24 protein-coding genes are annotated in these 24,118 nt (G+C 62.5%); 8 read left to right on the top strand and 16 right to left on the bottom strand.

Going from position 1 to position 24,118, the window contains the following annotated elements:
* Positions 1–94: 94 nt before the first annotated feature.
* From ACHPFG_RS29150 to ACHPFG_RS29130, 5 genes are all read right to left on the bottom strand, one after another.
* The gene (locus ACHPFG_RS29150) at positions 95–1,255 is read right to left on the bottom strand and encodes a gamma-butyrobetaine dioxygenase (RefSeq protein WP_431701118.1); all 1,161 of its coding nucleotides are present in this window, start codon (positions 1,253–1,255) and stop codon (positions 95–97) included.
* Between the two features lie 9 nt (positions 1,256–1,264).
* On the bottom strand, positions 1,265–1,741 hold the full coding sequence (locus ACHPFG_RS29145) for a thioesterase family protein (protein ID WP_259244345.1): 477 nt from the start codon (positions 1,739–1,741) through the stop codon (positions 1,265–1,267).
* 13 nt (positions 1,742–1,754) lie between these two features.
* Positions 1,755–2,720 carry an L-carnitine dehydrogenase gene (locus ACHPFG_RS29140; protein WP_431701117.1) on the bottom strand — a complete coding sequence of 322 codons (966 nt, stop codon included), beginning with the start codon at positions 2,718–2,720 and terminating at the stop codon, positions 1,755–1,757.
* 85 nt (positions 2,721–2,805) lie between these two features.
* Positions 2,806–3,693: a 3-keto-5-aminohexanoate cleavage protein gene (locus tag ACHPFG_RS29135; protein WP_131699063.1), complete on the bottom strand. Its 888-nt coding sequence runs from the start codon at positions 3,691–3,693 to the stop codon at positions 2,806–2,808.
* A gap of 74 nt (positions 3,694–3,767) precedes the next feature.
* The gene (locus tag ACHPFG_RS29130; RefSeq protein WP_431701116.1) at positions 3,768–4,712 is read right to left on the bottom strand and encodes a choline ABC transporter substrate-binding protein; all 945 of its coding nucleotides are present in this window, start codon (positions 4,710–4,712) and stop codon (positions 3,768–3,770) included.
* A 194-nt stretch (positions 4,713–4,906) separates the two neighbouring features.
* On the opposite strand from ACHPFG_RS29130, the gene ACHPFG_RS29125 reads away from it, so the two are divergent.
* Both ACHPFG_RS29125 and ACHPFG_RS29120 read left to right on the top strand, forming a co-directional pair.
* The gene (locus ACHPFG_RS29125; protein ID WP_431701115.1) at positions 4,907–5,851 is read left to right on the top strand and encodes a GlxA family transcriptional regulator; all 945 of its coding nucleotides are present in this window, start codon (positions 4,907–4,909) and stop codon (positions 5,849–5,851) included.
* 68 nt (positions 5,852–5,919) lie between these two features.
* Positions 5,920–7,098: an AAA family ATPase gene (locus ACHPFG_RS29120; protein ID WP_431701114.1), complete on the top strand. Its 1,179-nt coding sequence runs from the start codon at positions 5,920–5,922 to the stop codon at positions 7,096–7,098.
* A gap of 124 nt (positions 7,099–7,222) precedes the next feature.
* On the opposite strand, the gene ACHPFG_RS29115 is transcribed toward ACHPFG_RS29120, so the two are convergent.
* Both ACHPFG_RS29115 and ACHPFG_RS29110 read right to left on the bottom strand, forming a co-directional pair.
* The gene (locus ACHPFG_RS29115; protein ID WP_259193938.1) at positions 7,223–7,639 is read right to left on the bottom strand and encodes a DUF3010 family protein; all 417 of its coding nucleotides are present in this window, start codon (positions 7,637–7,639) and stop codon (positions 7,223–7,225) included.
* A gap of 40 nt (positions 7,640–7,679) precedes the next feature.
* Entirely contained in the window at positions 7,680–8,081 is a 402-nt protein-coding gene (locus ACHPFG_RS29110; protein ID WP_074847796.1) for a lysozyme inhibitor LprI family protein, read from the bottom strand.
* A gap of 219 nt (positions 8,082–8,300) precedes the next feature.
* Between ACHPFG_RS29110 and ACHPFG_RS29105 the strand changes: the two genes are divergently transcribed.
* From ACHPFG_RS29105 to ACHPFG_RS29080, 6 genes are all read left to right on the top strand, one after another.
* Positions 8,301–9,278, top strand: a complete 978-nt coding sequence (locus tag ACHPFG_RS29105; RefSeq protein WP_010207105.1) for a dipeptidase — start codon at positions 8,301–8,303, stop codon at positions 9,276–9,278.
* Positions 9,279–9,354: 76 nt separating this feature from the next.
* Positions 9,355–9,885: a DUF5943 domain-containing protein gene (locus tag ACHPFG_RS29100; protein WP_003194877.1), complete on the top strand. Its 531-nt coding sequence runs from the start codon at positions 9,355–9,357 to the stop codon at positions 9,883–9,885.
* A gap of 15 nt (positions 9,886–9,900) precedes the next feature.
* Positions 9,901–11,961, top strand: a complete 2,061-nt coding sequence (gene dgcA, locus ACHPFG_RS29095) for a dimethylglycine demethylation protein DgcA (RefSeq protein WP_065925458.1) — start codon at positions 9,901–9,903, stop codon at positions 11,959–11,961.
* Between the two features lie 156 nt (positions 11,962–12,117).
* Positions 12,118–14,061 carry a dimethylglycine demethylation protein DgcB gene (dgcB, locus tag ACHPFG_RS29090; RefSeq protein ID WP_431701113.1) on the top strand — a complete coding sequence of 648 codons (1,944 nt, stop codon included), beginning with the start codon at positions 12,118–12,120 and terminating at the stop codon, positions 14,059–14,061.
* Positions 14,061–15,281 carry an electron transfer flavoprotein subunit alpha/FixB family protein gene (locus tag ACHPFG_RS29085; protein ID WP_131699072.1) on the top strand — a complete coding sequence of 407 codons (1,221 nt, stop codon included), beginning with the start codon at positions 14,061–14,063 and terminating at the stop codon, positions 15,279–15,281. Before dgcB ends, ACHPFG_RS29085 begins: the two co-directional genes overlap by 1 nt.
* A gap of 10 nt (positions 15,282–15,291) precedes the next feature.
* Positions 15,292–16,062: an electron transfer flavoprotein subunit beta gene (locus ACHPFG_RS29080; protein ID WP_431701112.1), complete on the top strand. Its 771-nt coding sequence runs from the start codon at positions 15,292–15,294 to the stop codon at positions 16,060–16,062.
* 76 nt (positions 16,063–16,138) lie between these two features.
* Here the strand turns inward: ACHPFG_RS29080 and ACHPFG_RS29075 are convergent, their stop codons facing one another.
* Genes ACHPFG_RS29075 through gspG form a run of 9 tightly spaced genes read right to left on the bottom strand, consistent with a single transcriptional unit; the run spans position 16,139 to position 24,082 of the window.
* Positions 16,139–18,058, bottom strand: coding sequence for a secretin N-terminal domain-containing protein (locus ACHPFG_RS29075; protein ID WP_431701111.1), 1,920 nt, complete (start codon positions 18,056–18,058; stop codon positions 16,139–16,141).
* 18 nt (positions 18,059–18,076) lie between these two features.
* Complete coding sequence (locus ACHPFG_RS29070; protein ID WP_431701110.1) at positions 18,077–18,565, bottom strand: hypothetical protein; 489 nt, start codon at positions 18,563–18,565, stop codon at positions 18,077–18,079.
* The gene (locus ACHPFG_RS29065) at positions 18,562–19,098 is read right to left on the bottom strand and encodes a hypothetical protein (RefSeq protein ID WP_431701109.1); all 537 of its coding nucleotides are present in this window, start codon (positions 19,096–19,098) and stop codon (positions 18,562–18,564) included. Before ACHPFG_RS29065 ends, ACHPFG_RS29070 begins: the two co-directional genes overlap by 4 nt.
* A gap of 6 nt (positions 19,099–19,104) precedes the next feature.
* The gene (locus ACHPFG_RS29060; protein ID WP_431701108.1) at positions 19,105–19,659 is read right to left on the bottom strand and encodes a hypothetical protein; all 555 of its coding nucleotides are present in this window, start codon (positions 19,657–19,659) and stop codon (positions 19,105–19,107) included.
* Positions 19,656–20,381 carry a hypothetical protein gene (locus ACHPFG_RS29055; RefSeq protein ID WP_431701107.1) on the bottom strand — a complete coding sequence of 242 codons (726 nt, stop codon included), beginning with the start codon at positions 20,379–20,381 and terminating at the stop codon, positions 19,656–19,658. Before ACHPFG_RS29055 ends, ACHPFG_RS29060 begins: the two co-directional genes overlap by 4 nt.
* Positions 20,362–21,999 carry a GspE/PulE family protein gene (locus ACHPFG_RS29050; RefSeq protein ID WP_431701106.1) on the bottom strand — a complete coding sequence of 546 codons (1,638 nt, stop codon included), beginning with the start codon at positions 21,997–21,999 and terminating at the stop codon, positions 20,362–20,364. Before ACHPFG_RS29050 ends, ACHPFG_RS29055 begins: the two co-directional genes overlap by 20 nt.
* A 4-nt stretch (positions 22,000–22,003) precedes the next feature.
* A complete protein-coding gene (locus tag ACHPFG_RS29045) occupies positions 22,004–23,188 on the bottom strand; it encodes a type II secretion system F family protein (protein ID WP_431701105.1) in 1,185 nt (394 codons plus the stop codon).
* Entirely contained in the window at positions 23,185–23,649 is a 465-nt protein-coding gene (locus ACHPFG_RS29040) for a transglycosylase SLT domain-containing protein (protein WP_431701104.1), read from the bottom strand. The genes ACHPFG_RS29045 and ACHPFG_RS29040 overlap by 4 nt, the downstream gene beginning before the upstream one ends.
* 1 nt (position 23,650) lies before the next feature.
* On the bottom strand, positions 23,651–24,082 hold the full coding sequence (gene gspG / locus ACHPFG_RS29035; protein ID WP_431701103.1) for a type II secretion system major pseudopilin GspG: 432 nt from the start codon (positions 24,080–24,082) through the stop codon (positions 23,651–23,653).
* Positions 24,083–24,118: the final 36 nt, after the last annotated feature.

The following is a 24,118-nucleotide window of genomic DNA, read 5'->3' as shown; positions in this document are numbered from 1 at the left end:
CCAGCAAGCAGCTTGAAGGTTTGGTCACCCTCGGGATGTACGGCTCACACAAGGCACTCTGCCCCGATCCAGTCACGGCTGGACCGGGGCTTTTTTAGCGCTGCAGCACCAGGATTCGTGAAAGCAGTTCGTCCCGGTCGATATAGCAACCCTGAAAGTGCCGCGCCCCCGAAGTGGGATCAAACGCATTGCGCGCATGCAACGTGCGGCGATTATCGAAGCACCACAGCTCGCCCGGGTTCAGGCGCTTGACCAGCCGAAAGCGCGCCTCGCGCGTCATCGCGATAAACCGCCGATAAGCCCGATACAGCAACGGCATCTGCGCCACCGATGTCTCGAACGGCCCGCGCAGAAAATTGGCCATGCGAATCTCTGCCACATCCCCCAAGGCGTCCAATGCGATGATCGGCGCGAGGCGGCGGTAGTCGCTGTGACGGTCTTTGTTGCGAAACTCCACGGGTATTTCACACAGCGCACGAAATGCTTCGGGATCCTCCTGGCGCAGGGCATTGGCGATGGCAAACCCATCGACAAAAATACTCTCGCCGCCGTCGGCATCGTTGACCAGGCAATGCAGAAACTGCAGCCCCGGTTGCAGCTCCCGGGTCGGCAAATCACTGTGCAAGGGCAGGTTGAAAGCGGTGTAGGCATTGCTGTCAGCATCGGTCTTGGATTGCACGTTGAACAACACACCGAAATTGCTCTCGCGGATAAACGAAATGCGCTCGGCAACACACGCCAGGGAGCCGGGTTCGGTGGGTACGCCACGTACTTGGGTGAGGCCTCCATCGCGCAGTGCCAACAGCCATTGCAGCAGGGCTTTCGGGTCTTGCATCACGGCTGAGTAATCGAATACCGGCAGGTCGAAGCTGCTGTCCCACAGTCGGGCTTCGGGTTTGGCGGCCCGGCGTTCGGCGCGGGATTCATCGTCATAGGCATGGGCCCGCAGCCAGCCGGGATCGTACTGGCTGTGATGACCGCCGCGCCATTCAACGCTGAGAAAACCCTGGTCGATACGCGCGCTGATGGCGCCGAGGTTTTCATCCACATCGACAATTTCCAGCACTTGCTCGCGGGTCACGCTGTACACGCATTGCGTGCACGGACAGTTGTCCCGCAACCACTGATGATGAAACGGGCTGACCCGGCCATCGGCCCATTGCACGCGAATCTGATCGTCGAGCACCTGCGTATCGGCGAGCTCGCAAAGCTTGGGGTAAGTACGGAAATCGGCAACAGCGGCGGCGGTTTGCATGATGGCTCCTTATTTTTTCGGTGGCAGTCCAATCACTCGGCCGAGGAGGGCGGGCCTTGGCAGGTCGGCTTGCTCGGTACTGATGGCAGCGAGTTTCTCCAGCGTCGCCTCGGTAAATGGCGCCGAATGCGGACCTGCCAGGTCAACGTGCAGCAGCATCTGTTCGTTGCCGGCCAGTTCTTTCTCATCGCCCACCAAATGCAGGCTGTGATAGAGGTGCAGGCGCTTGGCGTCGTGGGCGATCAGTTGGGTGTGCACCTCCACTTCGGCACCGAGTTTCACTTCGTGCAGGTAGTTCAGGTGCAGTTCCAGGGTGAACAACGAATGGCCGCTGGCTTCGCGGTTTTCACTGTCCAAGCCGAGGGTGTCCATCAGCGCGTCGGTGGCGTAGCTGAAGATCAGCAGGTAGAACGCATCGCGCAGGTGGCCGTTGTAGTCCACCCAGTCGGCAAGGACTGGGGTGGTGTAGGTGGTCAGTGCAGGCATGGTGAGGGTTCCGTTATTCGGCGAAGGTCATGCCGTGCTTGGCTTTGGTGGTTTTCACCGCGTCGAGCACCGCCAGCAGGCAATCATCACGATAGCGTTCCAGCGCCGAAATGCTGTGTTTACCCAACTGGTCGCTGGTGCCGTCGACCACATCGTCAATCAACTTGTCGGTCAACTCCGGTGCCGGCAGATAGGTCCACGGCAACTGCAATGCCGGACCGAACTGCGCCATGAAGTGCCGCATGCCCGCATCACCGCCCGCCAGGGTGTAGGTGAGGAAGGTGCCCATGAACGACCAGCGCAGGCCGGCGCCAAAGCGGATCGCATCGTCGATCTCGCCGGTGGTGGCCACGCCGTCATTGACCAGGTGCAGCGCCTCGCGCCACAGCGCTTCGAGCAAGCGGTCGGCGATAAAGCCGGGGACTTCCTTGCGCACATGCAGCGGCCGCATGCCGAGGGATTCATACACCTTGATCGCGGCCTGGATCGCTTCCGGTGCGGTGCGCTTGCCGCCGACCACTTCCACCAGCGGCAACAGATAGACCGGGTTGAATGGATGGCCGACCACACAGCGTTCCGGGTGGGTCGACCCCTCGTAGAACTCGCTCGGCAACAGCCCGGAGGTACTCGAGCCGATCAGCGCATTCGGCTTGGCGGCGGCGCTGATCTTGCTGTGCAATTCCAGTTTCAGCTCCAGGCGTTCCGGGGCGCTTTCCTGGATGAAGTCGGCGTCTTTCACGCATTCTTCGATGGTGGGGACAAAGCGTAGGCGGTCCTGGGATGCGCCGGGCGCGAGGCCCTGTTTTTCCAGGGCGCCCCAGGCATTGGCGACGCGTTTGCGCAGCGCCGCTTCGGCACCCGGCGCCGGGTCCCAGGCGACCACATCGAGGCCGTGGGCCAGGGCACGGGACACCCAGCCGCTGCCGATGACACCGCTGCCGAGGGCGGCGAAGGTTTTGATCTCAGTGATAAAGCGCATGGCAAATTCCTAAAGCGTTCGGTGATTCCCTGTGGGAGGGGGCAAGCCCCTCCCACATTTTTTTTGATTCGGTTTCGACCGGGGGTCAGCCGCGTTTGGTAAGGCCCATCTTGATGCGGCCTTCCGCCGGGCTCATGACCCGCGCGCCCAGGCGGCTGAGGATTTCACTGGCGCGTTCCACCAGTTGGCCGTTGGTGGCGAGTACGCCCTTGTCCAGCCACAGGTTGTCCTCCAGGCCGACTCGAACGTTGCCGCCCAGCAGCACCGCTTGCGCGGCCATGGGCATTTGCATGCGGCCGATCCCGAACCCGGCCCACACCGCGTCGGCCGGCAGGTTGTCGACCATGGCTTTCATCGTGGTGGTGTCGGCCGGCGCGCCCCATGGGATGCCCAGGCACAGTTGGAACAGCGGGTTGTCGAGCAGGCCTTCCTTGATCATCTGCTTGGCGAACCACAGGTGGCCGGTGTCGAAAATTTCCAGCTCGGCCTTTACGCCCAATTCCTGGATGCGCTTGGCACCCGCCCGCAGCTGCGCCGGGGTGGAGACGTAAATCGTGTCGCCATCGCCGAAGTTCAGGGTGCCGCAGTCCAGGGTGCAGATTTCCGGCAGCAGTTCTTCTACATGGGCCAGGCGGGTCAGTGGGCCGACCAGATCGGTATTGGGACCGAATTCCATCGGGTTCTCGCCGCCGCCGATCTCGAGGTCGCCGCCCATGCCGGCGGTGAGGTTGACGATGATGTCGATGTCAGCCTCGCGGATGCGCTCCATCACTTCGCGGTACAGGGCGACGTCGCGGCTGAACTTGCCGGTCTCGGGGTCGCGCACATGGCAGTGCACCACGGTAGCGCCGGCCTTGGCGGCCTCCACGGCGGCGGCGGCGATTTGTTTGGGAGTGACCGGCACGTGTGGGCTTCTGGCGGTCGTGTCGCCAGCACCGGTGAGTGCGCAGGTGATGATGACGTCGTGGTTCATGAGGCAGGTTCCTTACAGGCGTGGTGATGCCGTTCGCGGTCGGTAGTGACCGCGAAACGGTGATTCGAAGAAGGTTATTTGCTGGTCAATTGCAGGTTGGCCGCCGCCGGTTTGCCGTCGAAGGTGGTCACACCTTCCAGCCAGCGGGCTTGGTCCTGCGGGTGATCCTTGAGCCACTGCTTGGCAGATTCCAGCGCGTCCTTGTGATCCAGCAGCGGCTGCATCATCCGGCTCTCGTCGGCGGCGGTGAAGGTCAGGTTGGTCAGCAGTTTGTGCACGTTGGGGCACTGTTCGGCGTAGGTCGGCGCGGTCACGGTCCAGACGGTGGCCATGCCTTCGTTCGGGCCCAGGGCGTCGTCGCTGCCGGTGAGGTAAGTCATCGCGATATTGACGTTCATCGGGTGCGGCGCCCAGCCGAAGAACACCACGGCTTCCTTGCGACGTACCGCACGGTCCACGGCGGCAAGCATGCCGGCCTCGCTGGATTCCACCAGTTGGAATTTGCCCAGGCCGAACTGGTTCTTGGTAATCATGGCCTTGATCTGGGTGTTGGCCCCCGAGCCTGGCTCGATGCCGTAGATCTTGCCGCCCAGCTCCTTCTCGAACTTGGCGATGTCAGCGAAAGTTTTCAGGCCCTTGTCCGCCAGGTAAGTCGGCACCGCGAGGGTGGCACGGGCGTCTTCCAGGCTGGGTTTGTCGAGGACTTTGACTTGCTTGGCGTCGACGAACGGCGTGATGGTCTGGGTCATCAACGGGTTCCAGTAGCCCAGGAACAGGTCCAGCCGCTGGTCGCGGATACCGGCGAAGATGATTTGCTGGGAAGCGCTGGTTTGTTTGGTCTTGTAGCCGAGGCCGTCGAGCAACACTTGGGTCATGGCGCTGGTGGCGATGACGTCGGTCCAGTTCACCACGCCCATGCGTACGTTCTGGCAAGATGCCGCGTCGGCCGCCAGTACGTTCGTGCTCAAGATGGCGCTGGCGCTGAGTGCAAGCACGCAGTGGCGAATCAGTCGGTTCATGGTGGATCCCTCGGCAGGTCGTTATTGTGGGGGCCGGCGTCTTTGTGCGCCGTGGGATCACGTTACGGAGCTTTGGGCCCGCCGAAACGCACGGCGGCGACCAGCTCTTGCACTGCAGCGACCTGTGCTCTTGAATGGCCCGTTGAACTGGCGTATCACAGTGACCACGCTGCCCGTCCTACGAGAGCGCCATCATGTCCCAGGATTTCTACTTTCTGCTGATGCCGGGGTTCTCGGCCATTGGCTTTATTTCTGCGCTGGAACCGCTGCGCGTGGCCAACCGCTTTCGTGGCGAGCTGTACCGCTGGCATGTGCTGAGCGCCGATGGCGGCGCGGTGCTGGCTAGCAATGGCATGTCGGTCAACGCCGACGCCGCGCTGGAACCGCTGAAAAAGGGCGCGACGCTGCTGGTGGTGGCCGGCTTCGAACCGCTGCAGTTCGCCACGCCGGCGCTGGAACACTGGCTGCGCCGTCTGGACAATGACGGCGTGACCCTCGGCGCCATCGACACCGGCGCCTGCGTGCTCGCCGAAGCCGGCCTGCTCGACGGCCACCGCCTGACCCTGCATTGGGAAGCCATCGACGCCTTCAAGGAGTCGTACCCGCAGCTGACCGTGACTCAGGAACTGTTCGAGATCGACCGCCGTCGCATCACCTGCGCCGGCGGCACCGCCTCCATCGACCTGATGCTCGACCTGATCGCCCAGGCCCACGGCGCGGACCTGGCGATCCAGGTCTCCGAACAATTCGTACTCGGCCGCATCCGCCCACGCAAGGACCACCAGCGCATGCAGATCGCCACGCGCTACGGCATCAACAACAAGAAACTGGTGCAAGTGATCGGCGAGATGGAGCAGCACACCGAACCGCCCCTGAGCACCTTGGCGTTGGCCGATGCGATCAAGGTTACCCGGCGTCAGCTTGAACGGCTGTTTCGCCTGCATTTGAACGACACGCCCAGTAATTTCTACCTCGGCCTGCGCCTGGAAAAAGCCCGGCAGTTATTGCGCCAGAGCGATATGAGCGTGCTGGAGGTGAGCATTGCGTGCGGGTTTGAATCGCCCTCATATTTTACCCGGAGTTATCGGGCGCGGTTTGCCAAGTGTCCGAGGGAGGATCGGCGACGGGAGGTGGTTTGACGGGCAATTATAGTCAATTATACTCGCTACTATAATTTATAGTCCTTTTCATAATTGAGTATAAAACCATGTCCAAGCACAGCGGCTTTGTGTTTCGCCGCCCCACCCTGGCAAGCAGTATTGCCGATGGCCTGGTGGGGGCCGGTATTCAGGATTTCACCTCTGGCCTGTTTCTCGCGGCGCCCCGTCGCACGGGCAAAAGCACGTTTTTGCGCGAAGACTTGATCCCGGAATGTCAGCTCCGGGGCTGGCTGGCGGTGTATGTGGATCTCTGGGCTGACAAAGAGAAAGATCCTGCAGAGTTGATTGCCAGTGCTATTGCTGCTGCTCTGGTTCCCTATGAAAAGGGCATTCGCAAACTGGCCAAGAACATTGGCATCGAGAAACTCAGCTTTCTGCGTACGCTTTCCTGGGACTTTACCAAGCCACAATTGCCTGTCGGTGCGACGCTGACCCAAGCGTTGGAATTGCTCCACAGCGCTGCAGAAAAACCCGTTGTGCTGGTGATTGACGAAGCGCAGCACGCCTTAACCACCGAGTCAGGTATCAATGCGATGTTCGCGTTGAAGGCTGCCCGGGATCAGCTCAACCAAGGCCGTGACGAGGAGGGCAGCGGCTTGCGCCTGGTGTTTACCGGTTCCAACCGCGACAAGTTGGCCCACTTGGTGCTCGGCAAAAGCCAGCCGTTCTTCGGTTCCAGCATCACGCCGTTCCCGTTGCTGGGCAGGGAGTTCACCCAGGCCTACACCGCGCATCTCAACGCGCACCTGGCCGAGACCAACCAGTTCAACGCGGCTGATATTGATGAGGCATTTGAGTTGGTCGGCCGTCGCCCCGAGATGCTGCGCACCATTATTGGTGAAGTCGCGCTGGAGTTAGGCGAGGCAAGCAACCTGGGCCAACTGCTGCACAGTCGCGCCGAACTGCTGCGCGCGGGTGTATGGACCGAATTCGAAAGCGCCTGGAACGCCCTGACCATCCCGCAGCGTGCGGTGTTGGAGGTGATGGTGGAGCGCTCACACAACAACGAACCTTTTGCGCCGTTTACCGACAGCACACTGATAGCGGTCAGCAAGGCGCTGGAGGACATGGGCAGCGACGTGGTGCCGGGCACCCAGACCATTCAGGCCTGTATCGATGCGTTGCGCGATAAGGAGCTGGTGTGGAAGTCGAGCCGGGGAGGTTATGCCCTGGAGGACAAAACGTTCGGCGATTGGCTGCGGCACAAGCGCCATACACCCCACTGAAAACACCACAGACCCAGTGTGGGAGGGGGCTTGCTCCCGATAGCGGTATGTCAGCCAATGCATGAGCAAGCTGATCCACCACCATCGGGAGCAAGCCCCCTCCCACAGTGGATTTCGGCGTGGCTTATTTCTTCAGCAGGGCGGAGCATGCGGTCTTGAAGGCCTCATGCTGATACTTGTTCAGTGTCGCCGGCAGTTCAAAGTTGTGCTTCTTGTTCTGCGCATTGATGGTCTGCGGCGACAGCAACGTCACCTCAACCCCCTCCAGCAGTTGAAACACCCCTTCAATCTTGAACGTGGTCGGGCCACCGGCGAATTCGCCTTTTTTGCTGCGCTTCTTGATCGCGATGCGAGTGACGGCGTTGGCCTGCACGAAGGCCTTCACCTGGGCGGCAAAGGCTTTGACGTTGGCCGCTTCATCATCGTCTTCAAGGGCGATTTTCTTGGTAGCCAGGGCGACGTGGCTCAGCGCCTGGTTGTCCAGGGAGGCGACAGCGATGATGGCTTCGCTGCCTTTGATTTCGATGCCACAGATAGTCATGAAGGGCCTTGGTTCAAAGAGAAAGTGGAGGGATTGTCGCTTATTCCTGCCCAATCGACTCCAAAAACTCCGACCGCTCATCACTCATCCGCGCCAAACAGTCATTCTGCTCAATGGCGTAGGCCTTGGTGCCGGTCACCGCCGGGAAGGTGTCCACCGCGCAATCGGCGTCACGCAGTTTTTCCCACTTCTGCTGGGCATCCTTCAGACGAGCGGTAATGTCGGCGAGCTTGGTCTTGTCGCTGCCATAGGTGGAATGCATACGTTCCAGCAGACCCTGATAATTATCCTTGAGCAATTGCTCGGCAGTGGTTTTGTTGTAGGTGGCGCATTCCAGGGTTTGCTTGTCGTTTTCGATGCCATCGCATGGCGTGCTGTCGGTGTCTTCGGCCGCGTGGACGCCGGTTGCGATGAGTGCCAAAGCCAGGAAAATCGATTTCATTGCGCCGTCTCATATCAGTTGATGCGGGAATTCTGGCTCAAGCGTAAGACAAATAACAGCCGCCAGTCAGACACCTCTTAACAGCCTTTGTCGTGGATTGACGCTTTCGGCAATTCCCCTGTCGTTTTTGCACCCGGCTCCGTCGTCCCCTGGGCATATGCTGGCCCCAAAGCGCCGGCAGACGATTCGGCGCATGAATCGCCAATAAGGGGACGCCTGATGAGCCCAGCCGAATTGCACGCCGACAGCATCGTTATCGACGGGCTGATCATTGCCAAGTGGAACCGCGACCTGTTCGAGGATATGCGCAAAGGCGGCCTGACCGCCGCGAACTGCACCGTGTCGGTGTGGGAAGGGTTCCAGGCCACGATCAACAACATCGTCGCCAGCCAGACCCTGATCCGCGAGAACAGCGACCTGGTGATCCCGGTGAAAACCACCGCCGACATCCGCAAGGCCAAGGAACAGGGCAAGACCGGCATCATCTTCGGCTTCCAGAACGCCCATGCATTTGAAGACCAGCTCGGCTATGTCGAGATCTTCAAGCAGCTCGGCGTCGGTGTGGTGCAGATGTGCTACAACACCCAGAACCTGGTGGGCACTGGTTGCTACGAGCGCGACGGCGGCCTGTCGGGCTTCGGTCGTGAGATTGTCGCCGAGATGAACCGTGTCGGCATCATGTGCGACCTGTCCCACGTCGGCTCCAAGACCAGTGAAGAAGTCATCCTCGAATCGAAAAAGCCGGTGTGCTACTCCCACTGCCTGCCGTCCGGTCTTAAAGAACACCCGCGCAACAAGTCCGATGAAGAACTGAAGTTCATCGCCGACCACGGCGGCTTTGTCGGCGTGACCATGTTCGCGCCGTTCCTGGCCAAGGGCATCGATTCGACCATCGACGACTACGCCGAGGCCATCGAATACACCATGAACATCGTCGGCGAAGACGCCATCGGTATCGGCACCGACTTTACCCAGGGCCATGGCCAGGATTTCTTTGAAATGCTGACCCATGACAAGGGCTACGCCCGCCGCCTGACCAGCTTCGGCAAGATCATCAACCCGCTGGGCATCCGCACCGTGGGCGAGTTCCCCAACCTCACCGAGACCTTGCTCAAGCGCGGCCACCCTGAGCGTGTGGTGCGCAAGATCATGGGCGAGAACTGGGTCAACGTGCTCAAGGACGTCTGGGGCGAATAAGCCACCGCTGACACTTCTTTTCCCCCGGCCACCCAGGTCTGGGGCATCCAAACGAATTTTCTGGAGTTAAGTTTCCATGGCCAAGATCGCCCCTCAATTGCCTATCGAAGTCGACAGCGAAACCGGTGTCTGGACTTCCGACGCCCTGCCGATGCTGTACGTACCGCGCCATTTCTTCGTCAACAACCACATGGGCATCGAAGAAGTGCTGGGCGCCGACGCCTACGCCGAAATCCTCTACAAGGCCGGCTACAAGTCCGCCTGGCACTGGTGTGAAAAAGAAGCTGAATGCCACGGCCTGGAAGGCGTCGCGGTGTTCGAGCACTACATGAAGCGCCTGTCGCAGCGCGGCTGGGGCCTGTTCAAGATCCAGGACATCGACCTGGATAAAGGCACCGCCAGCGTCAAGCTCGAACACTCGGCATTCGTCTATGTGTACGGCAAGGTCGGGCGCAAAGTGGACTACATGTTCACCGGTTGGTTTGCCGGCGCCATGGACCAGATTCTGCAAGCGCGTGGCAGCAACATCCGCACCGTGGCCGAACAAGTCTACGGAGGCTCCGAAGAGGGCCACGATGACGGCTTGTTCACCGTCAAGCCGTTGTAAGCCGAGGACCGTGCCATGGCTTTCGAAGCAATGTTCCAGCCGATCCAGATCGGCAAACTGACCATCCGCAACCGCGTACTCAGTACCGCCCACGCCGAGGTGTATGCCACCGACGGCGGCATGACCACCGACCGCTATGTGAAGTACTACGAAGAGAAAGCCAAGGGCGGTATTGGCCTGGCGATCTGTGGCGGTTCCTCGGTGGTCGCCATCGACAGCCCCCAGGAATGGTGGAGTTCGGTGAACCTGTCCACCGACCGCATCATCCCGCACTTCCAGAACCTGGCGGATGCCATGCACAAGCATGGCGCCAAGATCATGATCCAGATTACCCACATGGGCCGTCGCTCGCGTTGGGATGGCTTTAACTGGCCGACCCTGATGTCGCCGTCCGGCGTGCGTGAGCCGGTGCACCGTGCCACGTGCAAGACCATCGAACCGGAAGAGATCTGGCGCGTGATCGGCAACTACGCCAGCGCCGCCAAGCGCGCCAAGGCCGGTGGCCTGGACGGTGTGGAACTGTCCGCTGTGCACCAGCATATGATCGACCAATTCTGGAGCCCACGGGTCAACAAGCGTACCGACGAATGGGGCGGCACCTTCGAAGGCCGCATGAAGTTCGGCCTGGAAGTGTTGAAAGCCGTGCGCGCCGAAGTCGGTGATGACTTCTGCGTGGGCATGCGCCTGTGCGGTGACGAGTTCCACCCGGACGGCCTGTCCCACGAGGACATGAAGCAGATCGCCAAGTACTACGACGACACCGGCATGCTCGATTTCATCGGCGTCGTCGGCTCGGGCTGCGACACGCACAACACCCTGGCCAACGTGATCCCCAACATGAGTTATCCACCGGAGCCGTTCCTGCACCTGGCGGCCGGTATCAAGGAAGTGGTCAAGGTTCCGGTGCTGCACGCACAGAACATCAAGGACCCGAACCAGGCTACGCGCATCCTCGAAGGCGGCTATGTGGACATGGTCGGCATGACGCGTGCGCACATCGCCGATCCGCACTTGATCGCCAAGATCAAGATGGGCCAGATCGACCAGATCAAGCAGTGTGTCGGCGCCAACTATTGCATCGACCGCCAGTACCAGGGCCTGGACGTGCTGTGCATCCAGAACGCCGCGACCTCCCGTGAATACATGGGCGTGCCGCATATCATCGAGAAATCCACCGGACCGAAACGCAAGGTGGTCGTGGTGGGCGCCGGCCCTGCCGGGATGGAAGCCGCGCGGGTGGCCGCCGAACGTGGTCACGACGTGACCCTGTTCGAGAAAAAAGAGTTTATCGGCGGGCAAATCACCACCGCCTCCAAGGCCCCGCAGCGCGACCAGATCGCCGGTATCACGCGCTGGTTCCAGCTGGAGCTGGCGCGCTTGAAAGTCGACCTGCGCCTGGGCGTGGCCGCCGATGCCGAGACCATTCTGGACCTGCGTCCGGACGTGGTGGTGCTGGCGGTCGGCGGGCATCCGTTTATCGAACAGAACGAACACTGGGGCGCTGCCGAAGGCCTGGTGGTGAGCAGCTGGGACGTGCTCGACGGCAAAGTCGCGCCGGGCAAGAACGTGCTGGTGTACGACACCATTTGCGAATTCACCGGCATGTCGGTGGCGGACTTCCTGGCCGACAAAGGCTGCCAGGTGGAAATCGTCACCGATGACATCAAGCCGGGCGTAGCCATCGGCGGTACGTCGTTCCCGACCTACTACCGCAGCATGTACCCCAAGGAAGTGATCATGACCGGCGACATGATGCTGGAAAAGGTCTACCGCGAGGGCGACAAGCTGGTGGCGGTGCTGGAGAACGAATACACCGGCGCCAAAGAGGAGCGGGTGGTCGATCAGGTGGTGGTCGAGAACGGCGTGCGTCCGGACGAAGCCATCTACTACGGGCTCAAGGAAGGTTCGCGCAACAAGGGCCAGATCGACGTTGAAGCCCTGTTCGCGATCAAGCCGCAGCCGTGCCTGAGCGAGGCGGGTGAGGGGTACTTGCTGTTCCGCATCGGTGACTGTGTGGCACAGCGTAATACCCACGCTGCCATCTATGACGCCCTGCGCCTTTGCAAAGACTTTTGATGAGGTGAACTCGGTCAAATGTGGGAGGGGGCTTGCCCCCGATAGCGGTGGTTCAGCGACAGCTGTATCAACTGACAGTCCGCCATCGGGGGCAAGCCCCCTCTCAATTTCGGGCCAGTTTCACAGTAGACCTGTGTGGTCTGTGGGAGCTTCACCATGTTGAACACCTTGCTGCCTATTCTCTTATTCGCCGCCCTGGGCCTTGCCGTCCTCGGCGCCTTGCGCCGGGTGAACATGTGGCGCCGTGGCCGTGCCTCCAAGGTCGACCTGCTGGGCGGCCTGCTGGCCATGCCCAAGCGCTACATGGTCGACCTGCACCACGTGGTCGCCCGCGACAAATACATCGCCAACACCCACGTCGCCACGGCGCTGGGCTTTGTGCTGTCGGCGCTGCTGGCGATCCTGGTGCACGGTTTCGGCCTGCACAATCGCATCCTCGGCTACGCGCTGCTTTTGGCCTCGACCTTGATGTTTGTCGGCGCCATCTTCATGTACCTGCGCCGCCGCAACCCGCCCGCGCGCCTGTCGAAGGGCCCGTGGATGCGCCTGCCGAAAAGCCTGATGGCGTTCTCGGTGAGCTTCTTCCTGGTGACCTTGCCGGTGGCCGGGATTCTGCCGGCGGACTTCGGCGGCTGGTTGCTGGCTGCACTGCTGAGTGTGGGTGTGCTGTGGGGTGTGTCCGAGACGTTCTTCGGCATGACCTGGGGCGGCCCGATGAAACACGCCTTCGCCGGTGCCCTGCACCTGGCCTGGCACCGCCGCGCCGAGCGCTTCGGCGGCGGTCGCTCCACCGGTTTGAAACCGCTGGACCTGAGCGACAAGACCGCGCCCCTGGGCGTGGAAAAACCCAAGGATTTCACCTGGAACCAGCTGCTCGGTTTCGACGCCTGCGTGCAGTGCGGCAAGTGTGAAGCCGCGTGCCCGGCCTTCGCCGCCGGCCAGCCGCTGAACCCGAAAAAACTGATCCAGGACATGGTGGTCGGCCTGGCGGGCGGCACCGATGCCAAGTTCGCCGGTAGCCCGTATCCGGGCAAAGCCATTGGCGAACACGGCGGCAATCCGCATCAGCCGATCGTAAACGGCCTGGTGGACGCCGAGACCCTGTGGTCGTGCACCACCTGCCGCGCCTGCGTGGAAGAGTGCCCGATGATGATCGAGCACGTGGACGCCATCGTCGACATGCGCCGCCACCTGACTCTGGAAAAAGGCGCCACGCCGAACAAGGGCGCCGAAGTCCTGGAAAACCTGATCGCCACCGACAACCCCGGCGGTTTTGCCCCGGGCGGCCGCCTGAACTGGGCGGCGGATCTGAACCTGCCACTGCTCAGCGAAAAAGGCAGTGCCGACGTGCTGTTCTGGGTCGGCGACGGTGCCTTCGACATGCGCAACCAGCGCACCCTGCGCGCATTCGTCAAAGTACTGAAAGCGGCCAAGGTCGACTTCGCGGTGCTCGGCCTGGAAGAACGCGACAGCGGTGACGTGGCGCGACGCCTGGGCGATGAAGCGACGTTCCAACTGCTGGCCTCGCGCAATATCCAGACGCTGGCCAAGTACAGCTTCAAGCGCATCGTCACCTGCGATCCGCACAGTTTCCATGTGCTGAAAAACGAATACGGCGCCTTCAACGGCAACTATCTTGTGCAGCACCACAGCACCTTCATGGCCGAGCTGATCGGCGAAGGCGCGCTGAACCTGGGCCAGCACAAAGGCAACAGCGTGACCTACCACGACCCGTGCTACCTGGGCCGCTACAACGGTGAGTACGAGGCCCCGCGCCAAGTGCTGCGTGCCTTGGGCATCGAGGTCAAGGAGATGCAACGTTCGGGCTTCCGCTCACGCTGCTGCGGCGGCGGTGGCGGCGCGCCGATTACCGACATCCCCGGCAAGCAACGGATCCCCGACATGCGCATGGAAGACATCCGCGAGACCGGCGCCGAACTGGTAGCGGTCGGTTGCCCGCAATGCACGGCGATGCTCGAAGGTGTGGTTGAACCGCGCCCGTTGATCAAAGACATCGCCGAGCTGGTGGCCGATGCATTGCTCGAAGACGTCGCACCGGCCAAAGCTCCCAACAAGCGTGAACCTGCGGAGGTGCACTGATGAGCGACATTATCCGCCGCGACCCACGGGCCGAATGGATCGCCCGTAACCGCCTGCACCCGCTGCACGCGGCGATGCAGCCGGTGCAACACAGCTGGATGGGGCCGAACGGTGTTATCCGCAAAAACGTACATGGCGTCGGTTTTATCGGCCCCAACGGCATCAAGCGCATCGACCGCAGCGGTGCCCAGCAGGGCGGCGCGGCCAAGCGTACGGCAGCGATTGAAGTGCAGTTGCCGCTGCATCAGGTGCCTGCGCCTGCGTTCTACATCAACGTAGTGCCGGACATGGTCGGCGGCCGCTTGAGCAGTCACGACCGCGACCTGCTCGGCCTGGCGCGACAACTCGCCGGCAGCGACGGTGCGGTGTTGGCGGTGGTGTTTGGCGAGCACAAGGAAAGCGCGTTTGCCACGGCCGGTGTCGATCGCCTGCTGGTGCTGGACGGCCACGAATTCGACGGTTACTCACCGGAGCAACGCGTGCAGGGTTTGCGCGCTGTGGATAACCAGTTCAACCCGCGCCATTGGTTGCTGCCCGACAGCCGCAGTGGTGGCGGCGAGCTGGGTCGGCGTTTTGCCGCCAGCCTCAAGGAGCGCCCGGCTACACGGGTGTGGCAGATCAAGGGCGACGAGTGCATCGGCCGCGCCGGTGCGGGCCGGGAAGACTTGGCGCGACCGCTGCCGCGTCTGATTCTTGCGGCTGCCGAATGCGCCGATCCGGTCAGCGACACACGCCATGAAGTGCTGCCTGTGGAGTTATCCACAAGCCTGGCGCGCAGCCTGCCGCGTATCGAGGATCTCGGCGCGGTGGCGGTGGACCCGGCGGCGATTCCCATGGCCGAGGCCGAGTTTATTTTCTCCGGCGGCAACGGCGTGAAGGACTGGGCGCTGTTCCACCAGACCGCCGCCGCATTGGGGGCAACCGAAGGCGCCTCGCGGGTGGCGGTGGACGACGGCTTTATGGCCCGTGATCGCCAGGTCGGCGCCAGCGGTACCTGGGTGACGGCGCGGGTGTATGTGGCCGTGGGAATTTCCGGGGCGATCCAACACCTGCAAGGCATTGGCGCCTGCGACAAGGTGGTGGCGATCAACCTCGACCCGGGCTGCGACATGATCAAGCGTGCCGACCTGTCGGTGATCGGCGAAAGCGCCGCGATTCTGCAAGCCTTGATCGATGCGGTCGAGGCCTACCGCAACGGCGCCAAGCGCGATGCGGCTTGAGGACATGACCATGACCACGAATGTAATCAGCCTGGTGTCCATCGGCGCCCACCCCACCTCCGGGCGCCCGCGCCGCGCCGAACAGGACGCGCGCGCGGTCGAGCTGGGCCTGCAAATGGCCGGGGATAAGTTGCAGGTGCTGCACGCCGGCAATATCGCCGAACCGACCCTGCGCAGCTACTTGGGCATGGGGTTGCCGCAACTGCATGTGCTGGAACAACCGGAGGGTGCCGATGCCTTGCCGGTACTCAGTGATTATCTGCGCGAGGCAGGTGCCCAGGTGGTGCTCACCGGCAGCCAGGCCGAAACCGGTGAAGGCTCGGGGATGTTGCCGTTCCTGCTCGCCGAGCAATTGGGCTGGCCGCTGGTTGTCGGGTTGGCTCAGGTGGAGTCCATCGACGGCGGCGTTGCTCATGTGCTGCAAGCCTTGCCGCGTGGGCAGCGGCGGCGCTTGAAGGTGCGCTTGCCGTTTCTGGCCACGGTGGACAACGCCGCGCCGAAGCCTCGGCAGAGCGCCTACGGCCCGGCACAGCGCGGTGAGTTGGCGGCCCATGAGGTCGAAATTGAAGCCGATGAGTTATTCACAGGCGCGGTGCTGCAACCGGCCAAACCTCGTCCCAAACGCCTCAAGGTGATCAAGGCCAAGAGCGGTGCCGACCGTATGAAAGCGGCCACGGCCAAGGCCAGTGGTGGCGGTGGACAGGTGCTCAAGGGTGTGAGCGCCGAGGAAGGCGCCCAAGCCATTCTCAAGTTGCTGATCGAAGAAGGCGTCGTGCGCTAACCCACTAACACTGCAAAACCAATGTGGGAGGGGGGCAAGCCCCCTCCCACATTTTTATCTCCATCAGGGTCTGAGATTAAGGTGGGGCTGGCGCAGGCTTGGGCACCAGATCCGGCAGCGGTGGCGGCAGTGGCTGCCAGGTGGCATCCGGCTGTTGCATCGGCGGTGGCAGCGCCGGTGTAGGGTCGCCTCCCATCGGCTTGAGAATCATTTTTTCGGTGGTGTCGCGCAGGATCATGCCTTGGGTCGAACTGCGCGCTTCGGTGCCGCTGTGGAAGGTGCTGATCTGGGAAATCGGCAGGTCCAGGTTGCGTTCGATCCTCGGGGTCAGCAGCAGGATGATCTCGGTTTTCTGCTGCGTGTTCTGGTTAGTGCCGAACAGCTTCTTGCCGATCCACGGGATCTGGCTCAACCACGGTAGCCCCGAGCCTTCATCGATATCCGAGGTGCGGATCAGCCCCGAGACGATCTGGGTTTCATTGTTGCGCGCGGTCAGCAAGGTCTTGGTGGCCCGTGAGCCGAGCTCGAAAGTAGCCGGTACATGTTCCGAGCCGGGAATGCGCTTGGTGATATGGCTCATTTCCACGTTCAGTTCCAGGTTTACCTCATCGCTCAGGCTGATATTCGGTTTGACCGTAATCTGCAGCCCCACGTCCTGGTAAGACACTGACGAGGTGGTGATCTGGTTGGCGGTAGTGGTGGTCACCACGGGGATCTTGTCGCCGATGTTCACCTGGGCTTCTTCACGATTGCGCACCCGCACCCTGGGGTTGGCCAGGGTCACGGTGTTACCGCTGCGTTGCAGCATATTGATGCGCGCCGAGGTGCTGCCCGAATCGAGCAGGATGTTGTCGCCATTGATCCCCCGCAACGCGCTGATCGGGATGCCTGCCAGCCCGGCAGGTACGTTGGCGAGGTTGCCCACGGATAAGCCGATGCTCTCCGGGTACTGGATGCCCAGGTTCAATTCGTCGGTCAGGCTGACCTCCAGCACCTGGATGTCGATGGTCACTTCCGACTGCGCGATATCAATGGCCTCCACCAGTTTTTCCACGGCGCTCAGGGTGTCCAGGCCGTCGCGCACAATCACCGCGTTCAGGCGTTCGTCCACCAGCACTTCCTTGGGCTTGAGCACCTGTTTGATCTCGGCGGCGATGACCTTGGGGTCGCCATGACTGAGGTAGAAGGTGCGTACGGCCAACTCGCGGTATTCACGTTCTTTGTCCGGGCGTCGCGGGTAAACCAGGATGGTGTTGGCGTTGAGGATTTTCTTGTCCAGCCCTTGGGTGGTCAGCAGCAGGTTCAGTGCGTCTTCGGCGGTGGTTCGGCTGGCGGTCATGCTCGCTGAGGCACTGGGATTGACGTCCTTGTCGATGACGAAGTTGACCCCCGACAGGCGCGCAATGGTCTCGAAAATCGTGGTCAGGCTTTGGGCGCTGAACTCCAGGCTCAGGGGTTTGCGCATCGCTTCGGAGAGGTCGGCGCTGAGGTAATCGGCGCTCACCAGTTCACGGGTCAGGGCATTGCGAAAGTCCAGCGCCTCTCGGTAATTGGGCTTTTGCGCGATGATCTGGCGCACCAGGTTGAGTGCTTCTACCGGGTTGGCGCGTTTCATTTCGTAGGCCCGGGCCAGTTGCGGGCGCAGCTGTTTCATTGCCTGGATGCTCTGGATTTCCTGGCGCGCGCCGAGGTTGCTGGGGTCGTATTTGAGGATGGTTTCCAGGGCGCGGAGGGCGGCGGCATCGTCGCCACGCATCAGCGCGGTACTGGCTTCGCGGCTGTATTGGGCCACCAGCAATTCCAGTTTGCTGAAGTTGGCGGTGCGCAATTGCACATCGTCAGGGGCTTGTTTGGCTTCGGCTTGCAGCACTTCGACCGAGCGGATGATGTCGCCCTTCTGGCGCAACTCGTCGCTCTCCTTGATCGCCCGTTGGGTCTGGCAGGCGCAGAGCAAAGCCATGGCCAGGCTCAAGGGAATCCACGTGCGTATGGCCATGATCGTGTCCTGCCCCGGTCAGTGAGGGTCCAGCCGCAAGGTGCTGGCATGCTTGAGCGGCATGTAGGTCAGCACCACGGTGGTGTCGGTGAGTTTGTCCAGCCGGTAATGGGCGTCGAGCATCTTGCCGGGCACGATGCGCCCGGGTACCGAGCAGCGGTTGCACAGGGTGTACTGGCTGCCATTGCCGCGCAGCACGACGATTTTCGCTTGGTTCTCGTAGCGCCATTGCGCACTCACGGTGAAGGGCAGTGGCGGGGGCCTGGGGGGCGCCGGGTCGACCGTCGTGGGTGGCGGCGGTGGGGCCCAGGTCTGCGCGGGAAACAGGTCGATGGCCACCATCGTCGTTGCTGTCGCGGAGGGTGATACCGGCGCAGGCTCGATCGCCGGGGGGACGACAGGCACTGGCGCGCGGGTGACGGTGTCGGGTGTGTCCTGCCAGAACAGCCAGCCGCAGCCGATCAAGGTCAGCAGTAACAGGATGCGCAGATACAGCGGCAGTTTCATTCCACCACCCCCAGTACGCTCACTTTGAGATCGATATTCAGCATGCCGCTGGCGATGTCCTTGCGTTCCAGCGTCAGGCTTTCGATACGCACTGCGGGCTCGCGTGCCACTTCAGCCAGGGCTTCGCGCAACAGGTTATAGGGGCCGGAGAGGGGGATCTGCGCGTCCAGGCGTTGCAGGCCTGTGTCGCCTGGCGCGGAGTAGGCCAGGTGGGTCTGCGCGATGATGAAGCCGTGACGTGTGAGCAGGCCCAGCAGTTTTTCCAGGCGCGGCGCGAAGTCGGCGGCGGCGGGCAGTTTTTCCACCACCGCAGGCGTGGTGACTTGAACCTGCTGGGGCTGTTCGGCGATCCCGGCTTCAAGTTCCTGGCGTCGCTGGGTGTCGGCGAGAGTCGCCGGTCGAATCACCGTCACTTCAATCAACAGCGCCGCCGCGATCACTCCCAGGGCCAGCAACCCCCAGAAACCCAGGCTTTGCTGGCACTGCAACAGTTGCCAGCGCAGGCGCGGCAGGTAGCGAGTGAGGGTGTCCATTGGCGGCTATCCTGCGCCCACGCGGAGTTTGATCTGCACCGGCTGCTGCGGGTCGGTGGTCTTGAGCGTGCTTTGTTGCAGGTTGACCCGCACGCCCGGCTGGGCCTGGAGCCGTTCCACAAAACGGAAGGCATCGCCCAGCGCCTTGGCTTCCAGATCGAGGTGCACCTGCAGGGACTGGGTGTTGACCTCTACACGGGTCAGCGCGACCTCCCCGGACAAGGCCCTGGCCACGGTATCCATCAAGGCGAAGGGGGTGGTCGATTGTTGGGCGAAAGCGGCCAATTGCTGTTTTTGCCGGGGCGACAGGCGGATGGCCGCCTGGATTAATTGTTCCTGTCGGCGGGTCAGTTGGATGAATTGCTGCTCCAGTTCGTCGGTCTGCACCTGCTGTTGTTCCATGCGTTGCCAGTGCTGCCAGGTACTGAACAGCAAGGCTGCGGCGACCAGCCATAACACGCTCACCACGGGGCGATGGGTCGCGTTGGGACGCTGGAAATCAACGCCCGGGGCCTTGGGCGCGCGTAGCCGTTGCCAGATGCCGATGAGCCTGGATTTCATGCCGGTGCCTCCTCCAGCCACGGGTGCACAGGCCCCAGGCGATGTTCGACAGGGGTGCTGGCGATAACCACGGTCTGCGGCGCATGGCGCTCCGCGAGAAGGTCGGCGTTGAACAGGTTGTCACTCAAGGCGCTGCCGGGTTGGGTGGGGATCACGCACACCTGGTCGATCACACCGTGCTGGCGATACAGGCAACTGAGGCTGTCGGTTTCGGCGACCGCCAGCACACAGTCGGCGGGCAAATGCCGCCAGTACTGCTGGGCCACCGCCGTCAGCAGGGGGGTGCAGGTGAACAGGGGCAAGCGTTGCAATTTGAACAGCTCGCGCAGGTCTTGCAGCAGATCCCGTGGCGTCGCGACCGCCAGGCGTTGCTGGCCAAAGGGGCTGTTGGCGAGTTGTACCTGCCAATGCTCGGGGTCGAGCCCCGCCTGTTGGCTGAACATGGCCTCGGCAAAGTCCTGCCAGTCGGCCTGACTGTACAGGCCGGTTTGCCAGGGCAGCATCAGATAGTGCACATGGGGAAACCCCAGCAGCACCGTGGCCCGGTCGAGGAAGCGCACCTGGCTGCGAGGCGCCTGTTCCAGCAGGTCGGCGCATGCTGCCAGGGGGGCGCCTTGCTGCTGTGCGCGCCAGATACGTGCTCCGCGCCACCGAGCACGTGCGGCCCACTCGGCGCCGGCGCTGTGCAGGCGCACCACGTGTTCAATAAAGGGAAATGACACGGTGGATCTCCTTGAGGGTGGTGTGGCCCTGGGCGGCATGGGCCAGGGCGATATCGCGGATGAACACATGGCCGGCTTCGCGCGCCAGTTCCCGCAGGGTGGACGCCGAATTACGGTTGAGCAGGCCTTCCTTGATCGGGTCAGTCATGTTCAGCACTTCCGCAAGCGCCAGGCGGCCGCGATAGCCCGTATGGCGACAGGCCTCACAGCCCTTGCCCAGGCGGTATTGACCCTGGCTGAGCAGGGCGTCGGGCACGTGGGCGAGGCGGACGATTTCCGCGTCGGGTTCGGCGGCTTCACCACAGTCCGGGCAAATGCGCCGCACCAGGCGCTGAGCGACGACGCCGTTGAGCGCTTCGACGAAACTGGCCGGGTCCACATTCATGTAGGTAAAGCGCTCCAGCACGTTGAACGCGCTGTTGGCGTGCACCGAAGACATCACCAGGTGCCCGGTCAGCGCGGCCTGCACGGCGATGCCGGCGGTTTCACCGTCGCGTATTTCCCCCACCAGGATGGTGTCCGGGTCATGGCGCAGGATCGAGCGCAGGCCACGGGCGAAGGTCAGGCCCTTCTTGTCGTTGACCGGGATTTGCAGGATCCCGGGCAGCTCGTATTCCACCGGGTCTTCGATGGTGATGATCTTTTTCTCGCCGGTATTGGTCTCCGACAAAGCGGCATACAGCGTGGTGGATTTGCCGCTGCCGGTGGGGCCGGTCACCAGCAACATGCCATAGGGTTCGCTGGCCAGCACGCGGATCCGGTCGATGGTGTCGGCGGCCAGCCCGAGGTCGGAAAGGCTCAGGGATTCGCCCCGCTGCGATTTGTCGAGTACGCGCAATACAGCGTCTTCGCCGTGGATGCTGGGCATGATCGACACGCGAAAATCCACCTCGCGGCCCTGGATCTTCATCTTGAAGCGGCCATCCTGGGGCACGCGGCGCTCGCCGATATCCAGCTCCGACAACACCTTTATGCGCGACAGCGCCTGCTCCGCCATGTCCATGCCGCTGGCCTGGCCCATCTGCTGCAACACGCCGTCGATGCGGTACTTGATGACCAGGCCGACCGGTGTGGTTTCCACATGGATATCGCTGGCGCGACTTTGCAGCGCGTCGAACAACATGGAGTTGACCAGGCGTACCACCGGGTTGTCGTCCCTGGCGATACTGCTCAAGGAAATCTCCTGGGCGGCCTGGCTGACCTGGGCGTTGTCGGCGGCCTCGCCGAAAGGTTGCATGACCCGTTGGCTGGCTTCTGCCTGGCTCAGTTGGGCCTTGACCGCCCCCGGCAGGCTCATCCCCAGGGGCAGTGGGCGCAAGGTGGCAGAGGACTGCAGCCAGTGCCGGCTGGCCAGTGTGAACGGGTCGCCCAGCACCAGGCAGGGCTGGCCCTGGTGCTCCACCGGCAACACGTTGTGGATCAGCGCCTGGGGCAATGGCAGCAGATCAAAGCGCCAGTGTTCACCGAGGTTTTCCGGCGCAATGGCGAGCAGTCCCAAAGGCTGGGCGATAGTACCCAGCTGTTCGGGCGCCTTATGCAACACCTCCAGCAGGTAATTGGACAAGCTCAGCCCGCGTTGCTCTGCAAGGGCCTGCCATTGCCGTGTCTGCTCGCTCATAGCGCTACCCCTGGATGGAACCTGCCAGTTCGAAAATCGGCATATACAGCATGAAAACGATCAGGCCGATCAGCCCGCCCACCACCAGCATCAACAGCGGCTCGAACACCTTGCTGAACAACTCGATGGCGCGTTCCAGCGCTTCATCGTGGAACTGCGCGATGCGCTCGCACATGGCCGCCAATTCGCCGCTTTGCTCACCCACGCGTAGCAGGCGTTCGGCGACGGCGGTGGTCAATTGATGGCGGGCGAGGGCGGTGGACAGTGGCTGGCCGGCCTGGATGTCGGTCATGGCCTGGCGCAGGTCCGCCTGGCGTTCCACGGGCAGCAGCGCGCCGGACAGCTCCACCGCGGTGACCACCGGCATGCCGCCCATCAGCAACATGCCGGCCGTGCGGTAAAAGCGCGCGAGGATAAACAGCGTGCGTTGGGCGCCCAGGCTGGGGATCTTCCAGAACAGCTGGGCGACGCGGCGCTTGAACCCGGCGCTGCGCAATAACAGCACCAGCACGGCAATCGTCAGCACCAGGCCAAGCAGCAACTCCATGCCACGTGCGTCTACCAGTGCGCCCCACCACACCATGAAGCGCGCGGTGGCCGGCAGGTCGGCGACCGCGTCGAACACCGAGGCAAAGCGTGGGATCACGAAAAACAGCAGGAACAGCAGGATCAGCGCGCCAACGCTGAGCACTACCAAGGGGTACATCAGGGCGCCGCTGACGCGCTTCTTCACGGTTTCCAGGTGGGCTTCAAAATGATGGTAACGGCGCAGGGCCACGGCCAACTGGCCGCTGTGTTCCGAGGACGCCACGGTGGCAATCAACAGTGACGGGAAGGTCTGCGGCTTGAGCAGCATCGCCTTGGACAGCGAATTGCCTTCGTACATAGACGCGAGCAGATCGCTCATGACTTGCCGGTTAATCCCTGCTGGCGCCTTGTCGCGCAGGGTCTCTACCGCTTCCACCAGCACCAGGCCAGCATCGAGCAGTACCACCAGTTCCTGGATAAACAGGCCCAGGGCGAACGTGCTACGACGGCTGGGCAGTTTGAGTGAGCGGCGGGCTTTCAGCGAGATGACCTGGGCGCCATCGGCCTGCAGTTGCTGGCGCGCCTGGGCGATGTCGAGGGCTTGCAGGCGCAGGGTCTGCAAATGGCCGTCGCGGATGATGCGCACGTCAAAGTCGATCATGGCGTTTGCCCCGCCTGTTGTTGGCGCTGTTGCAACAACACACCGTAGTAACGCCACACGGTCAGGGCGTAGCGTGAGCGCCGCGCCTCCCGCTCCGGTCTGGCCCCGGCGTTATAGGCGCCGACGGCCTGCCAGCCATAACCCTGCTCGCGAATAAAACCGGCGAGGATCCACGCGCCCACCATGACGCTGGTGCAGGGCTGTGTGAGCAGATGCTGTTCGGTGATGCCGAATTGGGCCAGTACGGGCAAGTGGCGGCTATTGATCTGCATCAGGCCGATGTCCTGGCTGCCGTCACTGTTGAAGTTGCGCGCGCTGGGATTGAGGCCGGATTCGACCTTGGCAATGGCATACAGCAACAGCGGGTCGACGTGGTAGCGGCTGGCTGCCAGTTGCCAGCAGTTGGCCTGTGCGGTACCCGTGAGGCACAGCAGCGTCAGGACGAGCCGCAGCGTGTACATGTCACAGGCCGTACACAATGTCGGCGTAGGTGTTGACACCGCCGGCCTTGCCGTCACGGCCCAGGCAGATGATTTCCGCATCGTTGGGCGGTGTGCCGGGGTTCTTGTAGAGATACGGGTTGCCCCAAGGGTCTGGCGGCAGCGTCTTCACATAGGGGCCCTGCCAATGGTTGGCGGTGGCGGGCCGGGTGGTGAGGGCGTTGAGGCCGAGCGTTTCGTCGGGGTAGTTGCCGTTGTCCAGGCGGTACTGGTTCAAGGCATCGGCAAGGGCTTTCATCTGGCCCTGGGCGGTTTGTACCTTGGCCAGTTCCAGGCGGTCGAACATCTTCGGGCCGACGTAGCCGGCGAGCAGGGCGATGATCAGCAGGACGACCAGCAGCTCCAGCAGCGTGAAGCCACGTTGAGGGCTGTGGATAAGTGAGTGCGTGCGCATGGAGAGACCCTGTTGGGAGTGCCAAGGTACGGCGGT

It is taken from the genome of Pseudomonas sp. BR20 (assembly GCF_050780135.1).
In the GTDB taxonomy this organism is placed as follows: Bacteria; Pseudomonadota; Gammaproteobacteria; order Pseudomonadales; family Pseudomonadaceae; genus Aquipseudomonas.
This window is presented reverse-complemented; position numbering and strand designations above follow the sequence as displayed.